General features: G+C 40.6%; 13 protein-coding genes. All 13 read left to right on the forward strand.

Annotated elements, in window-relative coordinates; genetic code table 11:
• Window positions 1–7: 7 nt before the first annotated feature.
• The 13 genes from AAKU52_RS03475 to sov all read left to right on the forward strand — a co-directional run bounded on the left by AAKU52_RS03475 (window position 8) and on the right by sov (window position 18988).
• The gene (locus tag AAKU52_RS03475) at window positions 8–955 is read left to right on the forward strand and encodes an NAD(P)H-dependent flavin oxidoreductase (protein ID WP_354330273.1); all 948 of its coding nucleotides are present in this window, start codon (window positions 8–10) and stop codon (window positions 953–955) included.
• A gap of 135 nt (window positions 956–1090) precedes the next feature.
• On the forward strand, window positions 1091–1363 hold the full coding sequence (locus AAKU52_RS03480) for an acylphosphatase (RefSeq protein ID WP_354330276.1): 273 nt from the start codon (window positions 1091–1093) through the stop codon (window positions 1361–1363).
• Window positions 1364–1378: 15 nt separating this feature from the next.
• Window positions 1379–2869, forward strand: a complete 1491-nt coding sequence (locus AAKU52_RS03485; protein ID WP_354330278.1) for an oligosaccharide flippase family protein — start codon at window positions 1379–1381, stop codon at window positions 2867–2869.
• Window positions 2870–2937: 68 nt separating this feature from the next.
• Window positions 2938–3369, forward strand: a complete 432-nt coding sequence (dut, locus tag AAKU52_RS03490) for a dUTP diphosphatase (protein WP_354330280.1) — start codon at window positions 2938–2940, stop codon at window positions 3367–3369.
• 42 nt (window positions 3370–3411) lie between these two features.
• The gene (gene lolB1, locus AAKU52_RS03495; protein WP_354330282.1) at window positions 3412–4200 is read left to right on the forward strand and encodes a lipoprotein insertase outer membrane protein LolB1; all 789 of its coding nucleotides are present in this window, start codon (window positions 3412–3414) and stop codon (window positions 4198–4200) included.
• A 21-nt stretch (window positions 4201–4221) separates the two neighbouring features.
• Window positions 4222–5478, forward strand: coding sequence for a murein hydrolase activator EnvC family protein (locus AAKU52_RS03500; protein WP_354330284.1), 1257 nt, complete (start codon window positions 4222–4224; stop codon window positions 5476–5478).
• A gap of 51 nt (window positions 5479–5529) precedes the next feature.
• The gene (locus AAKU52_RS03505; protein WP_354330286.1) at window positions 5530–5829 is read left to right on the forward strand and encodes a Sec-independent protein translocase subunit TatA/TatB; all 300 of its coding nucleotides are present in this window, start codon (window positions 5530–5532) and stop codon (window positions 5827–5829) included.
• A gap of 11 nt (window positions 5830–5840) precedes the next feature.
• Window positions 5841–6053 carry a Sec-independent protein translocase subunit TatA/TatB gene (locus AAKU52_RS03510; RefSeq protein ID WP_354330288.1) on the forward strand — a complete coding sequence of 71 codons (213 nt, stop codon included), beginning with the start codon at window positions 5841–5843 and terminating at the stop codon, window positions 6051–6053.
• Window positions 6054–6087: 34 nt separating this feature from the next.
• A complete protein-coding gene (gatA, locus tag AAKU52_RS03515; RefSeq protein ID WP_354330290.1) occupies window positions 6088–7506 on the forward strand; it encodes an Asp-tRNA(Asn)/Glu-tRNA(Gln) amidotransferase subunit GatA in 1419 nt (472 codons plus the stop codon).
• 59 nt (window positions 7507–7565) lie between these two features.
• A complete protein-coding gene (locus AAKU52_RS03520; protein ID WP_354330291.1) occupies window positions 7566–8846 on the forward strand; it encodes a lytic transglycosylase domain-containing protein in 1281 nt (426 codons plus the stop codon).
• 63 nt (window positions 8847–8909) lie between these two features.
• Window positions 8910–11225, forward strand: a complete 2316-nt coding sequence (locus AAKU52_RS03525) for an NADP-dependent malic enzyme (RefSeq protein WP_354330293.1) — start codon at window positions 8910–8912, stop codon at window positions 11223–11225.
• A gap of 4 nt (window positions 11226–11229) precedes the next feature.
• Window positions 11230–11814 carry a Holliday junction branch migration protein RuvA gene (gene ruvA, locus AAKU52_RS03530; protein WP_354330295.1) on the forward strand — a complete coding sequence of 195 codons (585 nt, stop codon included), beginning with the start codon at window positions 11230–11232 and terminating at the stop codon, window positions 11812–11814.
• 22 nt (window positions 11815–11836) lie between these two features.
• The gene (gene sov / locus AAKU52_RS03535; RefSeq protein ID WP_354330297.1) at window positions 11837–18988 is read left to right on the forward strand and encodes a T9SS outer membrane translocon Sov/SprA; all 7152 of its coding nucleotides are present in this window, start codon (window positions 11837–11839) and stop codon (window positions 18986–18988) included.
• Window positions 18989–18998: the final 10 nt, after the last annotated feature.

Below are 18998 nucleotides of genomic sequence, written 5' to 3' on the forward strand. Positions count from 1 at the left end.
ACGTATTATGGCAAACAGCATCACCGATTTATTTCACATCAAATACCCTATTATTCAGGCAGGTATGGTTTGGTGCAGTGGATGGAGATTAGCATCGGCAGTATCCAATGCCGGTGGACTAGGGATTATTGGTGCGGGTTCTATGTATCCGGAGGTTCTTAGGGAGCATATCCGGAAATGTAAGGCGGCTACAAGCTGTTCTTTTGCAGTAAATGTGCCATTGTTATACCCCAATGTGGCCGAGATAATGGATGTTATTATTGCTGAAGGAGTAAGCATTGTTTTTACTTCGGCAGGAAACCCAGCCACCTGGACCAGCTTTTTGAAACAACAGGGCGTCACTGTTGTCCATGTTGTGGCTAATACGAAATTTGCCCTAAAAGCGGAGGCTTGTGGTGTTGATGCCATTGTGGCGGAAGGTTTCGAAGCTGGCGGACATAACGGTAGGGAGGAAACGACTACGCTGTGCCTGATTCCTTTAGTTAAAAAGGCAGTGAATATACCGGTAATTGCTGCTGGTGGTATTAGTAGTGGTGCTGCAATGCTGGCCGCTTTTGCTTTAGGGGTTTCAGGGGTGCAAATAGGTTCTGCTTTTGCTGTAGCCCTAGAGTCATCGGCGCACCCTGATTTTAAAGCTAAAATTCTGCAAGCCCAGGAGGGTGATACGCAGTTAAGACTAAAGAAATTGGTTCCAGTGCGGCTTTTGAAGAATGCTTTTGCTGAAGAAGTAGCAATAGCCGAGGCTGCAGGTGCGGATGCAGCACAATTGAGTGTTTTGCTTGGCAGGGCCAGGGCTAAAGCCGGTATGTTTGAAGGGGATATGGAAGAGGGGGAGTTGGAAATAGGTCAGGTTTCGGCAGGCTTAACTAAAGTTGCCCCTGCTGCAGTAATTCTTCAGGAAATTTGGCAGGAATTTTTAACAGAAAAAGAACGATTAAAGCAATTGAAATTTTAATTGACCCCTATTGGTTTGGAATCTTTTCCCTTCTTTGATGCTAATGAAAATGATTCTGAATTGTTTCATTTGCTTTAAACGCTGGAAAAGAGAGGAAACCTAAAGGTAGGATGATAGCATGATCAAAAAATAAATATGAAACATATAGTTATTAAAGTTACCGGAAAAGTTCAGGGCGTTTCCTTTCGGGCAGTCACCAAAATGGTTGCCGATCAAATGGGTGTCCGCGGGATGATACGCAATGAAAGTGATGGAAGCCTGTATATTGAAGCCGAAGGTGATGAGGTGTTGCTGGAAGTGTTTCTGGAATGGTGCCATGATGGACCCGACCGTGCCATAGTTGAAAATGTTGTGGTGAGCCCTGCTCCAATTAAAAACTATCAGAATTTTGAAGTTATAAAAAAATAAAGAGGAGGAGTTCTAGTGTCGGCAATTAAAAAATTTCTAGGTCAAACCGCAATTTATGGGGTCAGTACGGTCTTATCCAGGTTGTTTAACTTTATCCTTACGCCAATTTATACCAGTGTTTATGCGCCGGGTACTTACGGTATATTCACCACGCTTTATAGTTATGCTTCTTTAATTAATGCCGTTCTGGCTTTTGGGATGGAAAGTACTTATTTCCGTTACCTGACCAAATACGAGGATAAAAAACAGGAGGTCTACAATAATTCCTTCCTCTGTATCGCTTTTATTGCCACTTTGTTTTTGGTGACAGGCTTTGTTTTTGCAGATTACATTGCCATTTGGACTAATAGTAGCTCGGATAATAATATAAGTGATTACCAGGATTATATCAGGTTTTTTGTTGGGATTTTATTTGTAGATGCGATTTGTGTGATCCCTTTTGCTAAGTTGAGGGCAGATGAAAAACCATTAAAGTACAGCTTTATTAAGTTTATGAATATCGGGACTTTTGTGGGCTTGAACTTGTTCTTTCTATTGCTGATCCCTTTTATTATTAAACACGATTGGCCTTTGTCGCAATGGTTTGCTTCCTGGTATCGGTTTCAGTGGATAGGCTACGTGTTTTTGTCGAATTTGATTGCTAGTGTGGTCACGCTGATCTTATTGGTGCCGGAGTTTTTGAAGTTGCAGCTCAAGTTTGAAAAGGTGCTTTTCATGAAAATGTTTTCTTATAGCTGGCCGATTTTGGTGGCTAATCTTTCCTTTATCGTGAATGAAAACCTGGATAAATTGGTGTTGAGCAAACTCCTTCCTGAAAGTGTGGCAGATATTAACGTGGGTATTTATGGTGCCGTATGTAAAATAGCGATGTTTATGAGCATCTTTATTACCGCATTTCGTTTGGGTGCTGAGCCTTTCTTTTTTAGTTTTTCTAAAAATGTGAATGCCCGGAAAACTTACGCCGTCATCCTGCATTATTTTGTAATTGCTTTAGCGCTGTTGTTTGTTGCCCTTGTGGCGAATATTGAGGTCTTAAAATATTTTATCAGGAGGGAAGAATATTGGGTAGGACTGCCTGCTGTACCTTTTTTATTGTTTGGGTACTTGTGTTTAGGGATCTATATGAATTTATCCATTTGGTACCGGCTTTCTGATCAAACTCGCTTTGGTTTATACATTTCCCTTGTTGGGGCATTTATTACTGTGGTATTAAACTTTGTGCTGATTCCTAAATACAGTTATATGGGTTCGGCCTGGGTATCTATGTTTGCCTATTTTGTGATGATGGTTATCTCTTATGTTTTAGGGCAGAAGTTTTACCCGATCCCTTATAATTTGAAAAGGATCATGCTGTACCTCTGTCTTTCGATGGTAATGGTTGTACTCTCCTTTTGGGTCTTTGACAGAAATATTTATATTGGAAATGTGCTGCTGCTGGCTTTTTTAGGACTGATCGTTTACCTGGAGAAGGAGGAGGTAAAAGCGATGATCAAATCAAAGCCTTAAAAATAAATAACAATGATTAAGCTTTTTAGAGCAATATAACCGTTAGATAATTTAAATACATAGATACAATGAACATTAACATTATTAATAAGTCTGGTTTTCCTTTACCGCAGTATGAAACGGCTCATGCAGCAGGTATGGATTTGCGTGCTTTTGTAGAAAATGAAATAGTGATTAAACCTTTGCACCGTATTTTGATTCCAACAGGCTTATATATAGCCTTGCCAATTGGCTTTGAGGCACAGATTCGCCCTCGCAGTGGTTTGGCTTATAAACATGGTATCAGTATCGTTAATGCACCAGGAACTATTGACGCGGATTACCGTGGTGAAATAAAAGTGCTGCTGGTGAATCTTTCTGATACAGATTTTGTGGTTAACAATGGTGATCGAATCGCTCAAATGGTGATTTCAAAGCATGAGACGGTTACCTGGGAGTGTGTAGAGGAATTGAATGATACGGCTCGTGGCGAAGGTGGCTACGGGCATACAGGGAAATAATAAAAGCTTATGATAGCTTCACTACCGTTAAATAATATACCAATGAAACCATATCACTTCAAGTTTTTTTTACTCCTTGGTGTTATCGTGCTGCTATTTTCGGCCTGCAAAACCAGGAAATTGGTTCTGGCACCGCCGGTTGTAAAAACAGATACGGTAAACAACATTAAGGCGGAGAATTTGATGTCATTGAAAAACAAAAATATCAGTTTTACAACACTTTCTATGAAAGGTAAAGCACAGCTGAATATGAATGGTAACGAAAATAATGTGACAGTCAACATCAGGATGTTGAAGGATAAAAAGATTTGGATGAGCATTACAGCTTTAGCCGGTATTGAAGTGGCAAGGGTATTGGTGACACCCGATAGCTTGCTGGTGCTGAACAGGCTGCACGGTATTTCCCTTCAGAAACCTTTTAATTATATCCATACTTTTGCCAACAAGGAAGTCAATTTTAAGTTGTTACAAGAGTTGCTTGCGGGGAATGCTCCTCAGGAATTTCTGCTGGAAAAGGTCGACCTAGAGTTGCAAAATGGGGTTTGGCTATTAAAAGGATCAAGAAATAACCTGGGTTACCAGATCTTATTCAATACCTTATTGAAAGCCGAGGAAACTAATTTAAACTATATCCTTGCTGCACAAACCCTGAAGGTGGTTTACGGGAATTATCAAAAAGTGAACGCCGATTTGTTTCCTTCCAGTATGCAGTTAAATTCTTTGTCGGGGAAAAATAAGGTTGCTATCACTTTTGATTTTTCTAAAATAGAAAGTAATATAGCAATGGATTTTCCTTTTACAGTTCCTAAAAGGTTTGAAGTAATAAACTAAATTTTTTATACTTTTGAATTAATGAAGTTATCAAAATTAATTTTCTTTCTGTTATTTATGGTATGTGCAGCCCAGGCGGTTGCACAAAGCAGTGCGCAGTTAAAAAGAAAAAAAGAAGCCATACAGCGAGAAATTGAGTTGTTACAGCGGAACCTGAATAAGGCTGCAAGTGGTAAGAAGTTAACCCTTGGGGAAATCAGGGCCCTGAATGCTCAAATTAATTTGATGCAAAGTAAGATAACTGTAATTAACTCGGAAATCAAAAACATTGATAACCAGATACACGAAAACAGTAATACGGTGCGCTCCCTCAGGGGCCAGCTGTCGCAACTGAAAAAAGAATATGCCGGAATGATCCGCTTTGCACAGCGCAATAAGAATTCTTATGATAAAATGATGTTTGTTTTTGCCGCAAAGGATTTTAATCAGGCTTATAAGCGCATCAAATACCTGCAGCAGTTTGGACAGTACCGCAAGAAACAAGCCGGTTATATTCAGGGTACGGAAAAGAACCTGAATTATAAAATAGTTATCCTTGACAAAAGCTTAAAAGAGAAAAGTAACCTCTTGAAGGAGCAAGAGCAGGAACGGGAGAAATTAGGTAAGAATAAATCACAACGTTCTGTTGTTTTAAATAAATTTAGCAAGCAGGAAAAACAATATAGCCGCGATATTTCCAAGCGGAAAAAACAACTGCAGGCATTAGAGCGTCAGATTCGTTCTGAAATACTGCGAGAGATTGCCAAAGCGAAAAAAATAGAGGAGGATGCAGCCAGAGCTGCTGCGGCTAAGGCCAAGGCAGAAAATAAAGTTGCCCCAGAAGCACCTAAAGCCAAAACAACTGCTGGTTATTTGACGGCTACACCGGAAGCTGCCAAGCTTTCTGCCGCTTTTGTGGGTAACCGCGGGTTATTGCCATGGCCGGTAGCTCAGGGCTCTATCACAGAGGGTTTTGGCAGGCATAAAGAAGGTCAGGCGAGTTATGACAATACTGGGGTGACCATACAAACTGCTGCGGGTGCAACAGTAAGGGCTGTATTTAGTGGGAAGGTTTCTAGGGTTATGCCTAGCTTAGGTACCTATTTAGTGCTGATTAAGCATGGTGAATATTTTACCGTATATCAAAACCTCAGTTCGGTAAGTGTTTCAGCAGGTGATGATGTGTCTACTAAGCAAGCAATAGGGGTAGTGGCAAATACCGGTGAAATACCAGAATTGCAATTCCAGATTTGGCGGGGTACCACAGCGCAAAATCCCGTGGCCTGGATTGCGAAGTAATAATTTAAAAGATTATTGCTTATATTTGTTTACAAATTAATACGTTAAAAAATGTATATAGGAACAGTATTAGAATTCTTGAATATGGGTGGAGGTGAGATAATGCTAATTTTAGCAGTAGTGCTTCTATTATTTGGGGGTAAAAAACTACCCGAACTGGCACGTGGCCTAGGGAAAGGTATCAGGGATTTTAAAGACGCTTCGGAAGGAGTGAAGAGAGAAATCCATAGAAACATTAATTCCATGGATGTAGACAATGAGCCTAAAACAGAACCTGCTGTGGAATCAACAGTGGATACCAATGGTTCCGCTGATCAAAAAGAAGAAACAAAACAAAATAAAAATATTTAATATAAAAAATTATGTTAAACTCAACCTTATTAATGGCACTTGGTGCTCCGGAAATTGCAATTATCCTTGTCATCGTTTTACTGCTTTTTGGTGGTAAAAAAATCCCCGAATTAATGCGTGGCCTTGGTAAAGGTGTTAGAGAATTTAAAGATGGTAAAGATGGTGCAAGTGCTGATGCTGATGTATATGATCGTGATGGTAACAAAGTTAACAAACCACTTTAATTTAACTTTTACTTACGCGTAACTTCCTGTAGTTTTGAAGAAATTTAACTCTTTAAAAGAGATAAGAACACTTATTGATCAAAAAAAAACCAGTTTACCTGATTTACTTGAATATTATTTTAATCAGATTTCTGCGAAACAACAGCTGAATGCCTTTAACGAGGTGTTTTTTGCCTCCGCTCGTGCACAAGCTGTGGAAGTTCAAAAAAAGCTGGATCTGGGCACGGCAGGGAAACTTGCGGGAATGGTTATTGGCATAAAAGATAATATTTGTTATACAAACCATCGGGTCAGCGCTTCCTCAAAAATGCTGGATGGTTTTGTGTCTCCTTATTCTGCTACGGTAGTGCAAAGGTTATTAAGTGAAGATGCCGTGATTATTGGCAGACTCAACTGCGATGAATTTGCTATGGGTGGATCTAATGAAACCTCTTATTTTGGTCCCGTAAAAAATGCACTGGATGAAGAACGTGTATCAGGGGGCTCCTCCGGGGGTTCTGCAGTTGCTGTGCAGGCTGATTTTTGTCTTGCCGCATTAGGAACTGACACTGGTGGTTCTGTGCGTCAACCTGCAGCCTTCTGTGGTTGTATAGGTATGAAGCCAACTTATGGCAGGATCTCCCGCTATGGGGTAATTGCCTATGCTTCTTCTTTTGACCAGGTAGGAACAATCACTTCTTCTATTAGTGATGCCGCTTTACTTTTGGAAGTTTTAGCGGGTGCAGATGAACATGACAGTACGGTTTCTAAAGAAGTTGTGCCTGTTTACAGTGCGCTTGCGGATAGTGGTAAAAAGTATAAAATCGCTGTTTTAAAGGAAACACTAGAAAGTGAAGTCCTGGATCCTGAAATTAAAATAGCGATACTCGCTGCTATTGAAAAACTGAAAGTACAAGGGCATACTGTCGATTATGTTTCTTTTGATTTACTGGCTTACCTGGTGCCCACTTATTATGTTTTAACTACTGCCGAAGCTTCGTCTAACCTTTCCAGGTATGATGGGGTTCATTTTGGATACCGCAACACAGAAGCCACCAACCTCAATTCTTTATATAAATTATCAAGGTCTGAAGGTTTTGGTGAGGAAGTAAAACGCAGGATCCTGCTTGGAACTTTTGTGCTAAGTGCAGGTTATTATGATGCTTACTACCAGAAAGCCCAAAAGGTAAGGCGTCTCATCAGTGAAAAAACTACAGCACTTTTACAGGAGTACGATATTTTGCTCTCTCCAGTGGCGCCAACTCCTCCTTTTAAAATTGGGGAAAACACGGCGGATCCATTGGTGATGTACATGGCCGATATTTATACTGTTTTAGCCTCTCTCTCGGGGATTCCTGCCATTGCTATTCCATTAGGCAATAATACGGAAGGATTGCCGTTAAGTTTACAAATGATGACTGGAAGTTTCAAAGAAGAGGTTTTATTCTCTCTTTCAGATACTTTTTTAAATTAATTAGAATAATTTATATAAAAATGTAAATTCACCTTACGAGCGTTAGCTTAAAAAAGCCTATGAAAACAAGCGTATGTCTACTCACCTGTTGTATTATAGCTTTCTTGAGCTTTAAGGTTAAGGCCCAGCAATTAGATCCCCTCCTAATTAACGATACCACTATAGTACCCATTCTGGAAGAAACACCTTCTTTTGCCAATTATAATTTCTTATACAAGGAAAGGCTTGACTCCCTGCAACAGCGTGTGCCCTTAACCTATAATGAATCTGTACAAAAATATATAGCTATTTACAGCAGTCGTAAAGACCAGATGGGTAAAATGCTCGGGCTCTCAGACTATTATTTCCCAATCTTTGAACAAGCATTGAGGTCTCTAAATATTCCAGAAGAAATTAAATACCTGCCGATAATTGAATCTTCGATGAACCCGCACGCCGTTTCCAGGGTAGGAGCTACAGGTATGTGGCAATTCATGTTTAGCACTGCCAAAGGTTATGGCTTAAATATGGACAAATATGTCGATGAACGTAAAGACCCAATTGAAGCGAGTTATGCGGCAGCTGCTTATTTCAGGGATGCTTATGCGGAATTAGGTGATTGGCTCCTTGCTATTGCGGCTTATAATTGTGGCCGTGGTAATGTAGATCGTGCAATTAAAAAAGCCGGATCCAGGGATTTCTGGGAAATCAGACCCTTCCTTCCATTAGAGACCAGAAACTACGTGCCTGCCTTTATTGCGGCAATATATGTCATGAATTTTTCTAAAGCTCATCAGATTAACCGCCAGCCATCTGTTTTAAGTAGGACTACAGATACCATTCAAGTTGGTCGATTTGTGTCTCTTCCTTTGTTGGCAGAAGCACTTGGCATGGAGGAGGCTTTACTCTGTGGATTAAATCCTTCCTATAAAAAGAAGCTTGTCAATGGCTCTGCAGCATCACCTAAGCGCATCATTATGCCTCGGGTAAGCGTTGGTAATTATGCTATGGTATACGACGTGCTGAATAATATTGATCATGACAGTCCTGCGAAAGTGGTGCTGGCTTCCAATGACGATAGTCGACTGAAGTCTAAACGTTTGACCCAGGCCAAAATGCCTGTTAAATACCACAGGGTGAGTCAGGGACAAAATCTTTCTGTTATTGCCGAAAAATATAATGTAGAAGTGCAGGATCTAAAAGTATGGAATAAGTTGAAAGACTCGAATTTGATACCCGGACAACGCCTCATCGTTTCTAAAACTGGCTTTGCGGCAACAACTGTGGGCACTAAACCAGCTAAAGAATATATTTCTTATAAAGCTGAAGCTGGGTCCAATTCTGCTTCTGGTAAAATCTAGCATCGTTTTATGAGCAGGCTCAATTAAGAATCGTAACTTTACATTTTACGATGTAAACTTAATATGATTAAGACGAACAAAAAACAAGACGCATTAGACTATCACTCACATGGTAGACCCGGAAAAATTGAGGTTGTACCAACGAAACCAACGAACTCTCAAAGAGATCTAACTTTGGCCTACTCTCCGGGGGTTGCTGAACCTTGTTTAAAGATCGCTGAGAATATAGAAGATGTTTATAAATATACCGCTAAAGGGAACTTGGTGGCTGTAATCAGTAATGGAACAGCTGTGCTGGGATTAGGAAATATTGGTCCGGAAGCAGGTAAGCCTGTGATGGAAGGTAAGGGTCTTTTATTTAAGATATTTGCTGATATTGATGTTTTTGACCTTGAACTGGACACCACCAATGTAGATGATTTCGTTAAAATTGTTAAAGCTTTAGAGCCCACTTTCGGTGGCATCAATCTGGAAGATATTAAAGCACCGGAATGCTTTGAAATTGAACGCCGTTTAAAGGAAGAAATGAAAATCCCAGTGATGCATGATGATCAGCATGGTACCGCAATTATCTCTGCAGCAGCTTTGTTAAATGCCTGCGAATTACAAAAGAAAAAACTTGAAAAGGTTAAAATTGTGGTCAATGGCGCAGGTGCAGCTGCTATTTCCTGCTCCAGGTTATATGTTATTTTAGGGGCTAAAATTGAAAATATTGTGATGTGTGATAGAACCGGGGTCATTAGAAAAGATCGTCCGGATCTGGGTGCTCTCAAAGCAGAGTTTGCTACCACCAGAGATATCACTACTTTGTCGGATGCCATTAAGGATAGTGATGTCTTCGTTGGCTTGTCATCAGCAGATTGTGTTACCGTAGAAATGTTGAAATCTATGGCTAAAAACCCTATTGTTTTTGCCATGGCTAATCCAAATCCAGAAATAGCTTATGAACTCGCAATTAATTCCCGCAAGGATTTAATTATGGCTACTGGTCGTTCGGATTATCCAAACCAGGTGAACAACGTTTTAGGCTTCCCTTATATTTTTAGAGGTGCATTGGATGTTCGTTCTACGTCCATCAATGAGGAAATGAAAATGGCTGCGGTAAAGGCTATCGCTTCTTTAGCCAAAAAAACAGTTCCAGAAGCTGTAATCATGGCTTACGAAGAGAAAAACTTCAAATTTGGTAAAGATTACATCATTCCAAAACCGAATGATTTTAGGTTAATGACCGATGTTTCTATTGCTGTTGCCAAGGCAGCTATAGATTCTGGTGTTGCCCGAAAGTTAATTACCGATTGGGATGCTTATGCAGAGGAGTTAAAATTACGGTTAGGTAAGGATGATGCCATTATGCGGGCCATTGCCAATAAGGCGAAGTCTGATCCTAAAAGAGTTGTTTTTGCCGAGGCTGATAATTACAGGATTTTGAAAGCCGCACAAATTGTAAAGGAAGAAAATATTGCTATCCCGATTCTATTGGGTAACAAAAAAGTAATCGAGGAAATTATTAAGGAAAACGGTTTAGAATTGGATGGAGTTTTAATCATCGATTCTTTTGAGGAGCCGGAGCGAATGCTGAAATATGCCCAATCCTTGTTCGAAAAAAGACAAAGAAAAGGGGTTACGCTTTATGAAGCTACGAAACTGATGCGCGACAGGAATTACTTTGGTGCCTCTATGGTTGAGTTTGGTGAAGCTGATGCTATGATTTCTGGTCTGACTAAAAACTATGTTTCTACTATTAAGCCAGCATTACAGGTTATTGGTACAGAAGAAGGCGTTAACCGTGTTGCAGGAATGTACATGATGATGACCACTAAAGGACCGGTGTTTTTTGGAGATACAACGGTTAACGTTGATCCTACAGCCGAAGAACTGGTAGACTTAACTTTATTGCTGGAGCGTGCTGTAAGTAAGTTCAACATTAAGCCTAGAATTGCCTTGCTTTCTTACTCTAACTTTGGGTCTAATGAAGGTGTGGTTCCGGAGAAAGTTCGAAAAGCAGTGAAGATCCTGCATGAGAAATACCCTGAAATTATGGTCGATGGTGAGATGCAAGGAAACTTTGCTATTAATAACGCTTTATTAAAAGATAACTTTCCTTTTAGTAGATTAGCAGATGCTCCTGCAAATACCCTTGTCTTCCCGAATTTGGAGTCTGGAAACATTGCTTACAAACTTTTGCAGGAATTGGGCGATGCAGAGGCAGTAGGTCCGATTTTATTGGGCTTGAAAAAACCAGTACATATTGTACAACTTGGAAGTTCTGTACGCGAAATTGTGAATATGGTTACCATTGCTGTACTAGATGTACAGGTTAAAGAGAAAGAAGCTGCATCTAAAAAAGGTGGATTTTTAAAACGTAAGACTAAAGTATAAAAACATGTTTGAGTATATTGATGGTAAGTTAACTTTTAAATGCCCGACTTATATTGTTGTTGAAACTGGCGGGATTGGCTACCATATCAATATATCTCTGAATACCTACAGCAGCCTTGTAGATGCAGAGCGTTGCAAAGTATATACCTGGCTGCACATTAAGGAAGATGCGCATACCCTTTATGGCTTTGCCGAAGAAGGGGAGCGCAGGCTTTTCTTACACCTGATCTCCGTCTCCGGAATTGGTCCTAATACAGGAAGAATGATGCTTTCTTCTATCACCCCCACAGAAATTCAAACTGCAATTGTAAATGGGGATCTTCCGCTGATACAGCGCATTAAAGGCATTGGCGCTAAATCTGCTCAGCGTTTAGTGTTGGAATTGCAGGATAAATTAAAAAAAGAAGGTACTGGCTCGCTCATTGCTGCCCCTTTGAACAATACCGTAAGAGAAGAAGCTCTTTCTGCACTACTGATGCTCGGTTTTACCAGACAGCCCGCTGAAAAAGCTATTGACAATGCGGTTAAAAATGGTGGCATAGATTTAACTGTTGAAGGAATGATAAAAATTGCGCTAAAGAACTTATAATACCGCAGTTTTGAAAACGCGAATGCTCTGGATCTTCTTATTGGTCTTAATTTTATGTGGACAACAAGTTTTTTCGCAGCAAAAACTGCAAAATAAAGTTGATACCATTAAAAATTCTTACAGCTTAAAAGAAAAAAAATACCTGGGTTTGAGGCGCAGCAGCAATCCTTTTGATCCTTTGCCCACTAACTTTAACAGGGATGTAACGTATGATGCGGTAAATAAAATCTATATCATCCGCGAAAGAATTGGAAATCGGGTAATGCTGGCTCCGCAATACCTTACGCTGGAGGAATACCAGCGCTTGCTGAATTCGGAACTGAAAAGAGAGAACTGGCGTTTATTTTCTAATGCTGAAACTGCTGCATTCAGGCAAAATGGAATTATTCCGAGTCTTAAAGTTAACAGTCAATCTTTTGAACGTCTTTTTGGGGGAAATACCATTGACATTAACCCGCGTGGTGAAGCAGAACTGACCTTGCTGGGCAGGATCAATAGAAATGAAAATCCTCTGTTTAACGAAAGTCAAAAGATGCAAAGCAATTTTGATTTCAACCAGCGCATTCAAATGGACCTTATAGGGAATATAGGAACTAAGTTGAAGGTTAACATGAACTACAATACGGAGGCTCAGTTTGATTTTGAGAATCAAATAAAACTGGAGTATACGGGTGGGGAAGATGAAATTATTAAAAAGTTGGAAGCGGGCAATGTGAGTTTTCCCCTGAGCACTTCGCTGATTAATGGGACACAGTCTTTGTTTGGTGTTAAAACCCAGCTTCAATTGGGTAGGCTGAGCATGACCTCTGTTTTCTCACAGCAGAAATCACAAACACAGGAAATCAGGATCAATAATGGGGCGCAGCAAAATGAGTTTCGTTTGAGTGCTGATAACTATGAAGCCAACAAGCATTATTTTCTTGCTCAATATTTTAGGGAACACTATAGTAAGAATTTATCACATCCTCCCACCTTATCTACGGGGATCATCATTACCAAAGTAGAAGTATGGATAACCAATAAATCTGGTGCCACCCAGGATTCTAGGGATGTTTTGGCACTCCTAGATTTAGGAGAACATGAACCTTATAACACCACACAGGTACATACCGGTGCAGGTTTTTCAGCATTACCTTCGGGATTCAACAACCCCACTTTCTCGAAGATGTCTAATGATTTATTGTTAAATCTGCCGCAGAATGCCCGGCAAACGAATGCCAATGATATTATTTCTTATTTCCAGGGCAATGGTGGGGTTGCTAATTATGCCCGGCTTACCTATGCTCGGAAACTCTCTGAACGCGAATACAAGATTCATTCTCAGCTGGGTTACCTCTCCCTGAACAATGCACTTAACACAGATGAAGTATTGGCGGTCGCTTTTCGCTATACCTTTAACGGCGTGGAATACCAGGTGGGGGAGTTGTCGACAGACATTCCTTTTGACCCCTCCACACCTAAAGTGTTGTTTGCCAAGTTGCTGAAAAATGAAACCATCAGCACTAACTTGCCTACCTGGAAATTGATGATGAAAAATATCTATTCCATGGGTGGCTACCAGATCTCGCCACAAAACTTTAAACTTGACATCTTCAGGATAGAAGAAGAAACGGGGGTGGAGCAGCCCTTCATTACGGAAGGAGAAAAGGTTGACGCAGAAAGTAAGTCGGCCCTGAAAAATAAGTCATGGCTGCAGGTGATGCGTTTAGACCGTTTAAACCAGCAGCAGGAGGTTAAACCTGATGGGGTATTTGATTTTGAAACCGGTCAAAGTTCTGTTGGTTTTTCTGCTGCAAATCCTACAGGTAATACTTCAAATGCCAGCTTAGCGGCATTTTCTTCCGATGGAAATACAGGGTATATTACAATTGACCAGCTAAACGGCCGACTGATTTTTCCGGTTTTAGAGCCCTTTGGTGAAGATCTAGCTTTACAGTTCTATTCTTCTGAACAGAACTTAATTGATAAATATACTTTTAAAGCGCTTTATGATTCGACTAAGGTTGTGGCACAGCAACTTTTTATGCGCCAAAATAAGTACATCCTTAAAGGAAGCTACCAATCTGAAATCTCTTCAGAGTTTTCTTTAAATGCAATCAACGTGCCTGAGGGATCGGTGAAAGTTTTTTCAGGAACTATTCCACTACAAGAAGGTATCGATTTTACCGTAGATTACCTGGGCGGCAGGGTTAAAATTTTAAATAACGGTTTGCTCAGTTCCGCACAGCCGATCAGGATTGTGACTGAAAATACCGAGCTTTTTGGTTTGCAGCAAAGAACATTATTTGGTACGCGCATGGACTATAGGGTAAACAACAAATTTAACCTGGGTGGAACCATTATGAATTTAACGGAGAAACCTTTAACAGCAAAGGTGAATATTGGTGAAGAACCCATCTCCAACACCATGTGGGGACTGGACTTCAACTACAGTTCGCCTTCGCGCTTTTTAACAAAGTTGGTGGATAAGCTACCTTTTTTGTCAACAAAAGAACCTTCTAGTATCACTTTTTCCGGAGAATTTGCGCAACTCATTCCTGGCCACCCTAAAGCATTAAATGGGGCCGGCACCACTGGAGGTACAAGTTACCTTGATGACTTTGAAGCTTCGCGCTCGGTAATTGATTTGAAAAGTGCCATCTCCTGGCAATTGTCGGCAACCCCGCAGTTGTTTCCTGAATCCCAATTGGTGGATAACCTGGCCTATGGTTTTAACCGTGCAGGCCTTGCTTTTTATAATATAGACCCTAACTTTTATTTTGGTGCGTCTTCTACTTTGCCAGAATATTTGCGTAACAATCGGGTAGAACTGTCTAAACAGGAGGTTAGGCAAGTGCTGGAGCAGGAAGTCTTCCCTTTTAAGGAAATTGCATCAGGACAAGTGCTGAGCTTGCCAACCTTAGACCTTGCTTTTTTTCCTACCACAAGAGGGCCTTATAATTATGCTACAACAGGCTTTAATCTGGATGGGAGTTTAAAAAACCCCCGTTCCCGTTGGGGTGGTATTTTCCGGCGGATGGAGGCCAACGACTTCGAAGCACTTAATATTGAGTATATTGAACTTTGGGTGATGGATCCATTTCTTTCCAAACCCGGGAATACTGGGGGAGACCTTTATTTTAACATCGGTAATTTGTCTGAAGATATTTTAAAAGATGGCCGGAAGTCTCTTGAAAATGGGCTGCCGGCTGATGGAGATCCTACAAAATTCGATGAAACCAATTGGGGTAGGGTGCCGAAACTCCAGCCAGTGGTGCAGGCGTTTGACAATAATGCTGGTGCTAGAAAAGCACAGGATGTGGGTTTGGACGGCTTATTAAATGCAGCTGAAAAAACAAAGTTTGCGGCACAGCTGCAGCAAATTAAAGGACAGCTAAATGCTGAAGCGGCGGCGGTTATCGATAATGATCCTTCTTCAGATGATTATGCCTATTTCAGGGGCGCTGCTTTGGATCAGCAACGTGCAGGGATTTTAAAACGCTATGCACGTTATAATGGAACCGAAGGTAATTCTAAAACCGCCGAGCAGTCTATGCAAGATTTTGGTGTGGAGCAATCGGCCTCAACATCTTTGCCGGATGGGGAAGATGTGAACCGCGATAATAACATGACACAGTCTGACACGTATTTCCAGTATAAAATCTCCATGCGGCCAGCAGATTTGGTGGTGGGTAAAAAATATGTAACGGATAAAGTCACTTCGCAGGTGAAATTGCTCAACGGGCAAACCTCTTCAGTCAATTGGTACCAACTGCGCATTCCTTTGGCAGAATATGAACAGCGCCTTGGCAGTATACAGGATTTTAAATCTATCCGGTTTATCAGGTTATTTATGACAGATTTCGCAGATACTACGGTCTTGCGTTTCGCAAAAATACAATTGGTAAAAGGGGAGTGGCGCCAATACAATGCAGCAAATGAAGCGGATAAAATAATTGCAGATCCTGCGCTTGCTACCGTTAGTCCGGATAATTCAACCCTTGCTGTGGCCACAATCAATATTGAAGAAAATGGTAAACGGCTTCCTATTCCTTATGTAGTCCCTCCGGGCATAGAAAGAGAGCGGGATTACAACAATGTAAGGAGTGAAACGAAGCAAAATGAACAGTCATTGACCCTTACCGTGAAGAATTTGCGCGATGGTTATGGCCGTGCAGCATTTAAAACTGCCCTTAATGATTTTAGGTCTTATAAACGCCTGCAAATGTATGTCCATGTAGAAGCAGAAGGCAATACGTTGTTGAACGATGGAGACCTAGAGGCTTTTATAAGGATCGGTACTGATAACCAGGATAATTATTATGAATATGCACAACCACTGGTGGTTACTGTTACGGGTACAAATAACCCTTATGCGATTTGGCCTGTCCAGAATAAAATGGATATTGACCTGGAGTTGTTTCAGAAAGCAAAACTTGCACGTAACAGTGCTACAATGTCTAACGGACAACTGTGGCCTGCTAACATCCCCTATATTTACAGGGATGGCAATAACACGATTACGGTAAAAGGACAGCCAGATAAAAGTAAGGTTCGGGTGTATATGCTTGGCGTTAAAAACCGGATGCGCACGCTGGTAAATTCAGGAAATGATGACGGATTGGATAAACATGCACAGGTTTGGTTTAATGAATTGCGCTTAACAGAATTTGATGAACGCGGTGGTTGGGCCGCCACAGCCAGCATGAATGCCCGTCTGGCAGATTTTGCGGAGGTTAATATTTCTGGCACCAAATCTACTATTGGCTTTGGCTCTATGGAGAAAAGGGTAAGCGAGCGAAACCGAACAGACAATGCCTTCTTTGATGTTTCCTCCAGCATGGAGCTGGGTAAGTTTTTCCCACAGCGAACAGGATTGAAAATACCGGTTTTCCTAAGTTACTCCAACCAGGTCAGCACCCCACAATATGATCCATTAATGCCGGATATTGAACTTAAAAATACTTTAATTGGAGCAACAAAGGAAGAGAAAAAAGCCATTTTAGATTATGCACAGGATTATACTACCCGCAATAGTATTAATTTTACCAATGTAAGGAAAGAAAGAACGGATCCTGATAAGAAACCACAACTCTGGGATGTGGAAAACCTGAGCGCCAGCTATGCCTATACCAAATATGCACACCGGGATTTTATGAACGAGAATGCCATTCAGCGCAGTTACCGTGGTTCTATGGCTTATAACTATTCGTCGCAGCCAAACCTGATCAGTCCCTTTGAGAAAATTATTAAATCAAATACACTGGCACTGTTGAGGGATATAAACTTCAGTTTGTTGCCCTCGGCAATAAATTTCAGAATAGAGTTAGACCGTTATTATTCGGAGAACACTTTACGCGATAATAGTCCGGGTAATGGCATTCCAATTAATACCACTTTTAATAAGAACTTTTTAGTGACTAGGGTATATGGAATTTCCTGGAACCTGACACGTTCGTTAACCCTTGATTTTGATGCCACCAATTATTCGATTATTGATGAACCTGATGGCAAGATCAATGGTTTAAAAAGAGATACCGTTTGGCAAAACCTGCAGCGGCTGGGTCGTACTACGGATTATAACCATAACCTGAATATTACTTACAACCTTCCTTTAAATAAGGTACCTGGAATGAGTTGGGTAAATGTGGCCACCCGTTATGGTACTAATTTTAATTGGCAAACAGAACCTTTGGCTTCATTAAAAGACCCTAACCTGAATTTGGGTAATAGGATTCAAAATTCAAGAACGCTGCAGATGAACCCTACTTTAAACCTGAGTAGCCTTTATAGTCAGTTTGGATTGCTGCGGCGCAATGAAAGCATTAAAAATAGGGGTGCAAAAAACATTTTAATAAACTTGTTAACGAGTGTAAAAACGATCAATGGGGCTTATACACAAACCAAAGGCATCTTTTTGCCGGGCTACCTCCCTAAAACCCAGTTTTTTGGAATAGATGAAATGAGCGGTGCCCCGGGTTTGGGTTTTGTCTTTGGCAGCCAAAGAGACATCAGTCAGCTGGCTATTAAAGGTGGCTGGATCACCATGGATACTTTGCAATCTCAACTTTACATCAACACTCTAAGGGAAGATTTTGGTCTGACCAGTACGCTGGAACCTATTCGTGACTTGCGGATTACCCTCACGGCCAACAAAAATCAAACCCTCAATTATGCTTCTAATTTTCGTTACAGTAGTTTTAGCGGTGCTTTTGATCAGTTGAGTCCTACTACTACCGGTGATTATAGTATAACTTTCATCACACTGCGCACAGCTTTCTCCGATAAAAAGAGCGACTTGTTGTCTAATGTTTACCAAAAATTCATGAGCAACAGGCAGGTGATATCACAGCGCTTAGGTGCAGGTAATCCTAATTCGAATGGCTTAGTGGCTGGCTTTGCTGATGGTTATCAAAAAGAGGCACAGGATGTGGTGATTGCCGCTTTTTTAGCCGCTTATACGGGGAAGGATTCAAAGTCATCGAGCTTAAATGCTTTGCCTAAAATTCCACTTCCAAACTGGAGAATTAATTATAGCGGTCTAAGCCGCATTGGATTTCTGCAGGAAAGTTTTAAATCCATAGACCTCCGTCATAGTTACCGCTCGGTATATACTGTTAATGGGTTTAATTCTTTGTTGAAATATGCTGAAAACGATGGACATGTGAGCAGCAGGGATGTTAATGAGAATTTTCTTCCTTTTTATCAATATTCACAAGTAACCATTGCAGAGCAATTTTCTCCATTAATAGGAGTGGATGCGAGGTTAAAGAACAACCTAACAGCAAATTTTGAAATTGGAAAAACCCGATTGCTAGGTTTAAGTTTGTCTAATAGTCAGCTGGCACAGTTAAATGAAAATAATATGATTTTTGGCCTCGGCTACCGTACGAATAAGTTTAGGTTTCCATTTGGAATGTTTAAGGAGTTGAAAATGGACAATAACATGGACATCAAGTTGGATATTGCATTACGGGATAATAAAACGATTATTTACAGGGCTGATGTGTTAGAGGGGGAAGTTTCGGCAGGGGCTAAAAATATTACTTTTAGGCCCAGTGTAGATTACATTTTAAACCAGCGTTTTAACGTGAAGGTTTTCTATGATTCTAACCTTACTCAGCCTTATACTTCCCAAACCTTTAATACTTCTTTTAGTAATTTTGGTTTTAGTTTAAGAATGACGTTAAACTAAAACCAAAGAT

It is taken from the genome of Pedobacter sp. CG_S7 (assembly GCF_040544395.1).
In the GTDB taxonomy this organism is placed as follows: domain Bacteria; phylum Bacteroidota; class Bacteroidia; order Sphingobacteriales; family Sphingobacteriaceae; genus Pedobacter.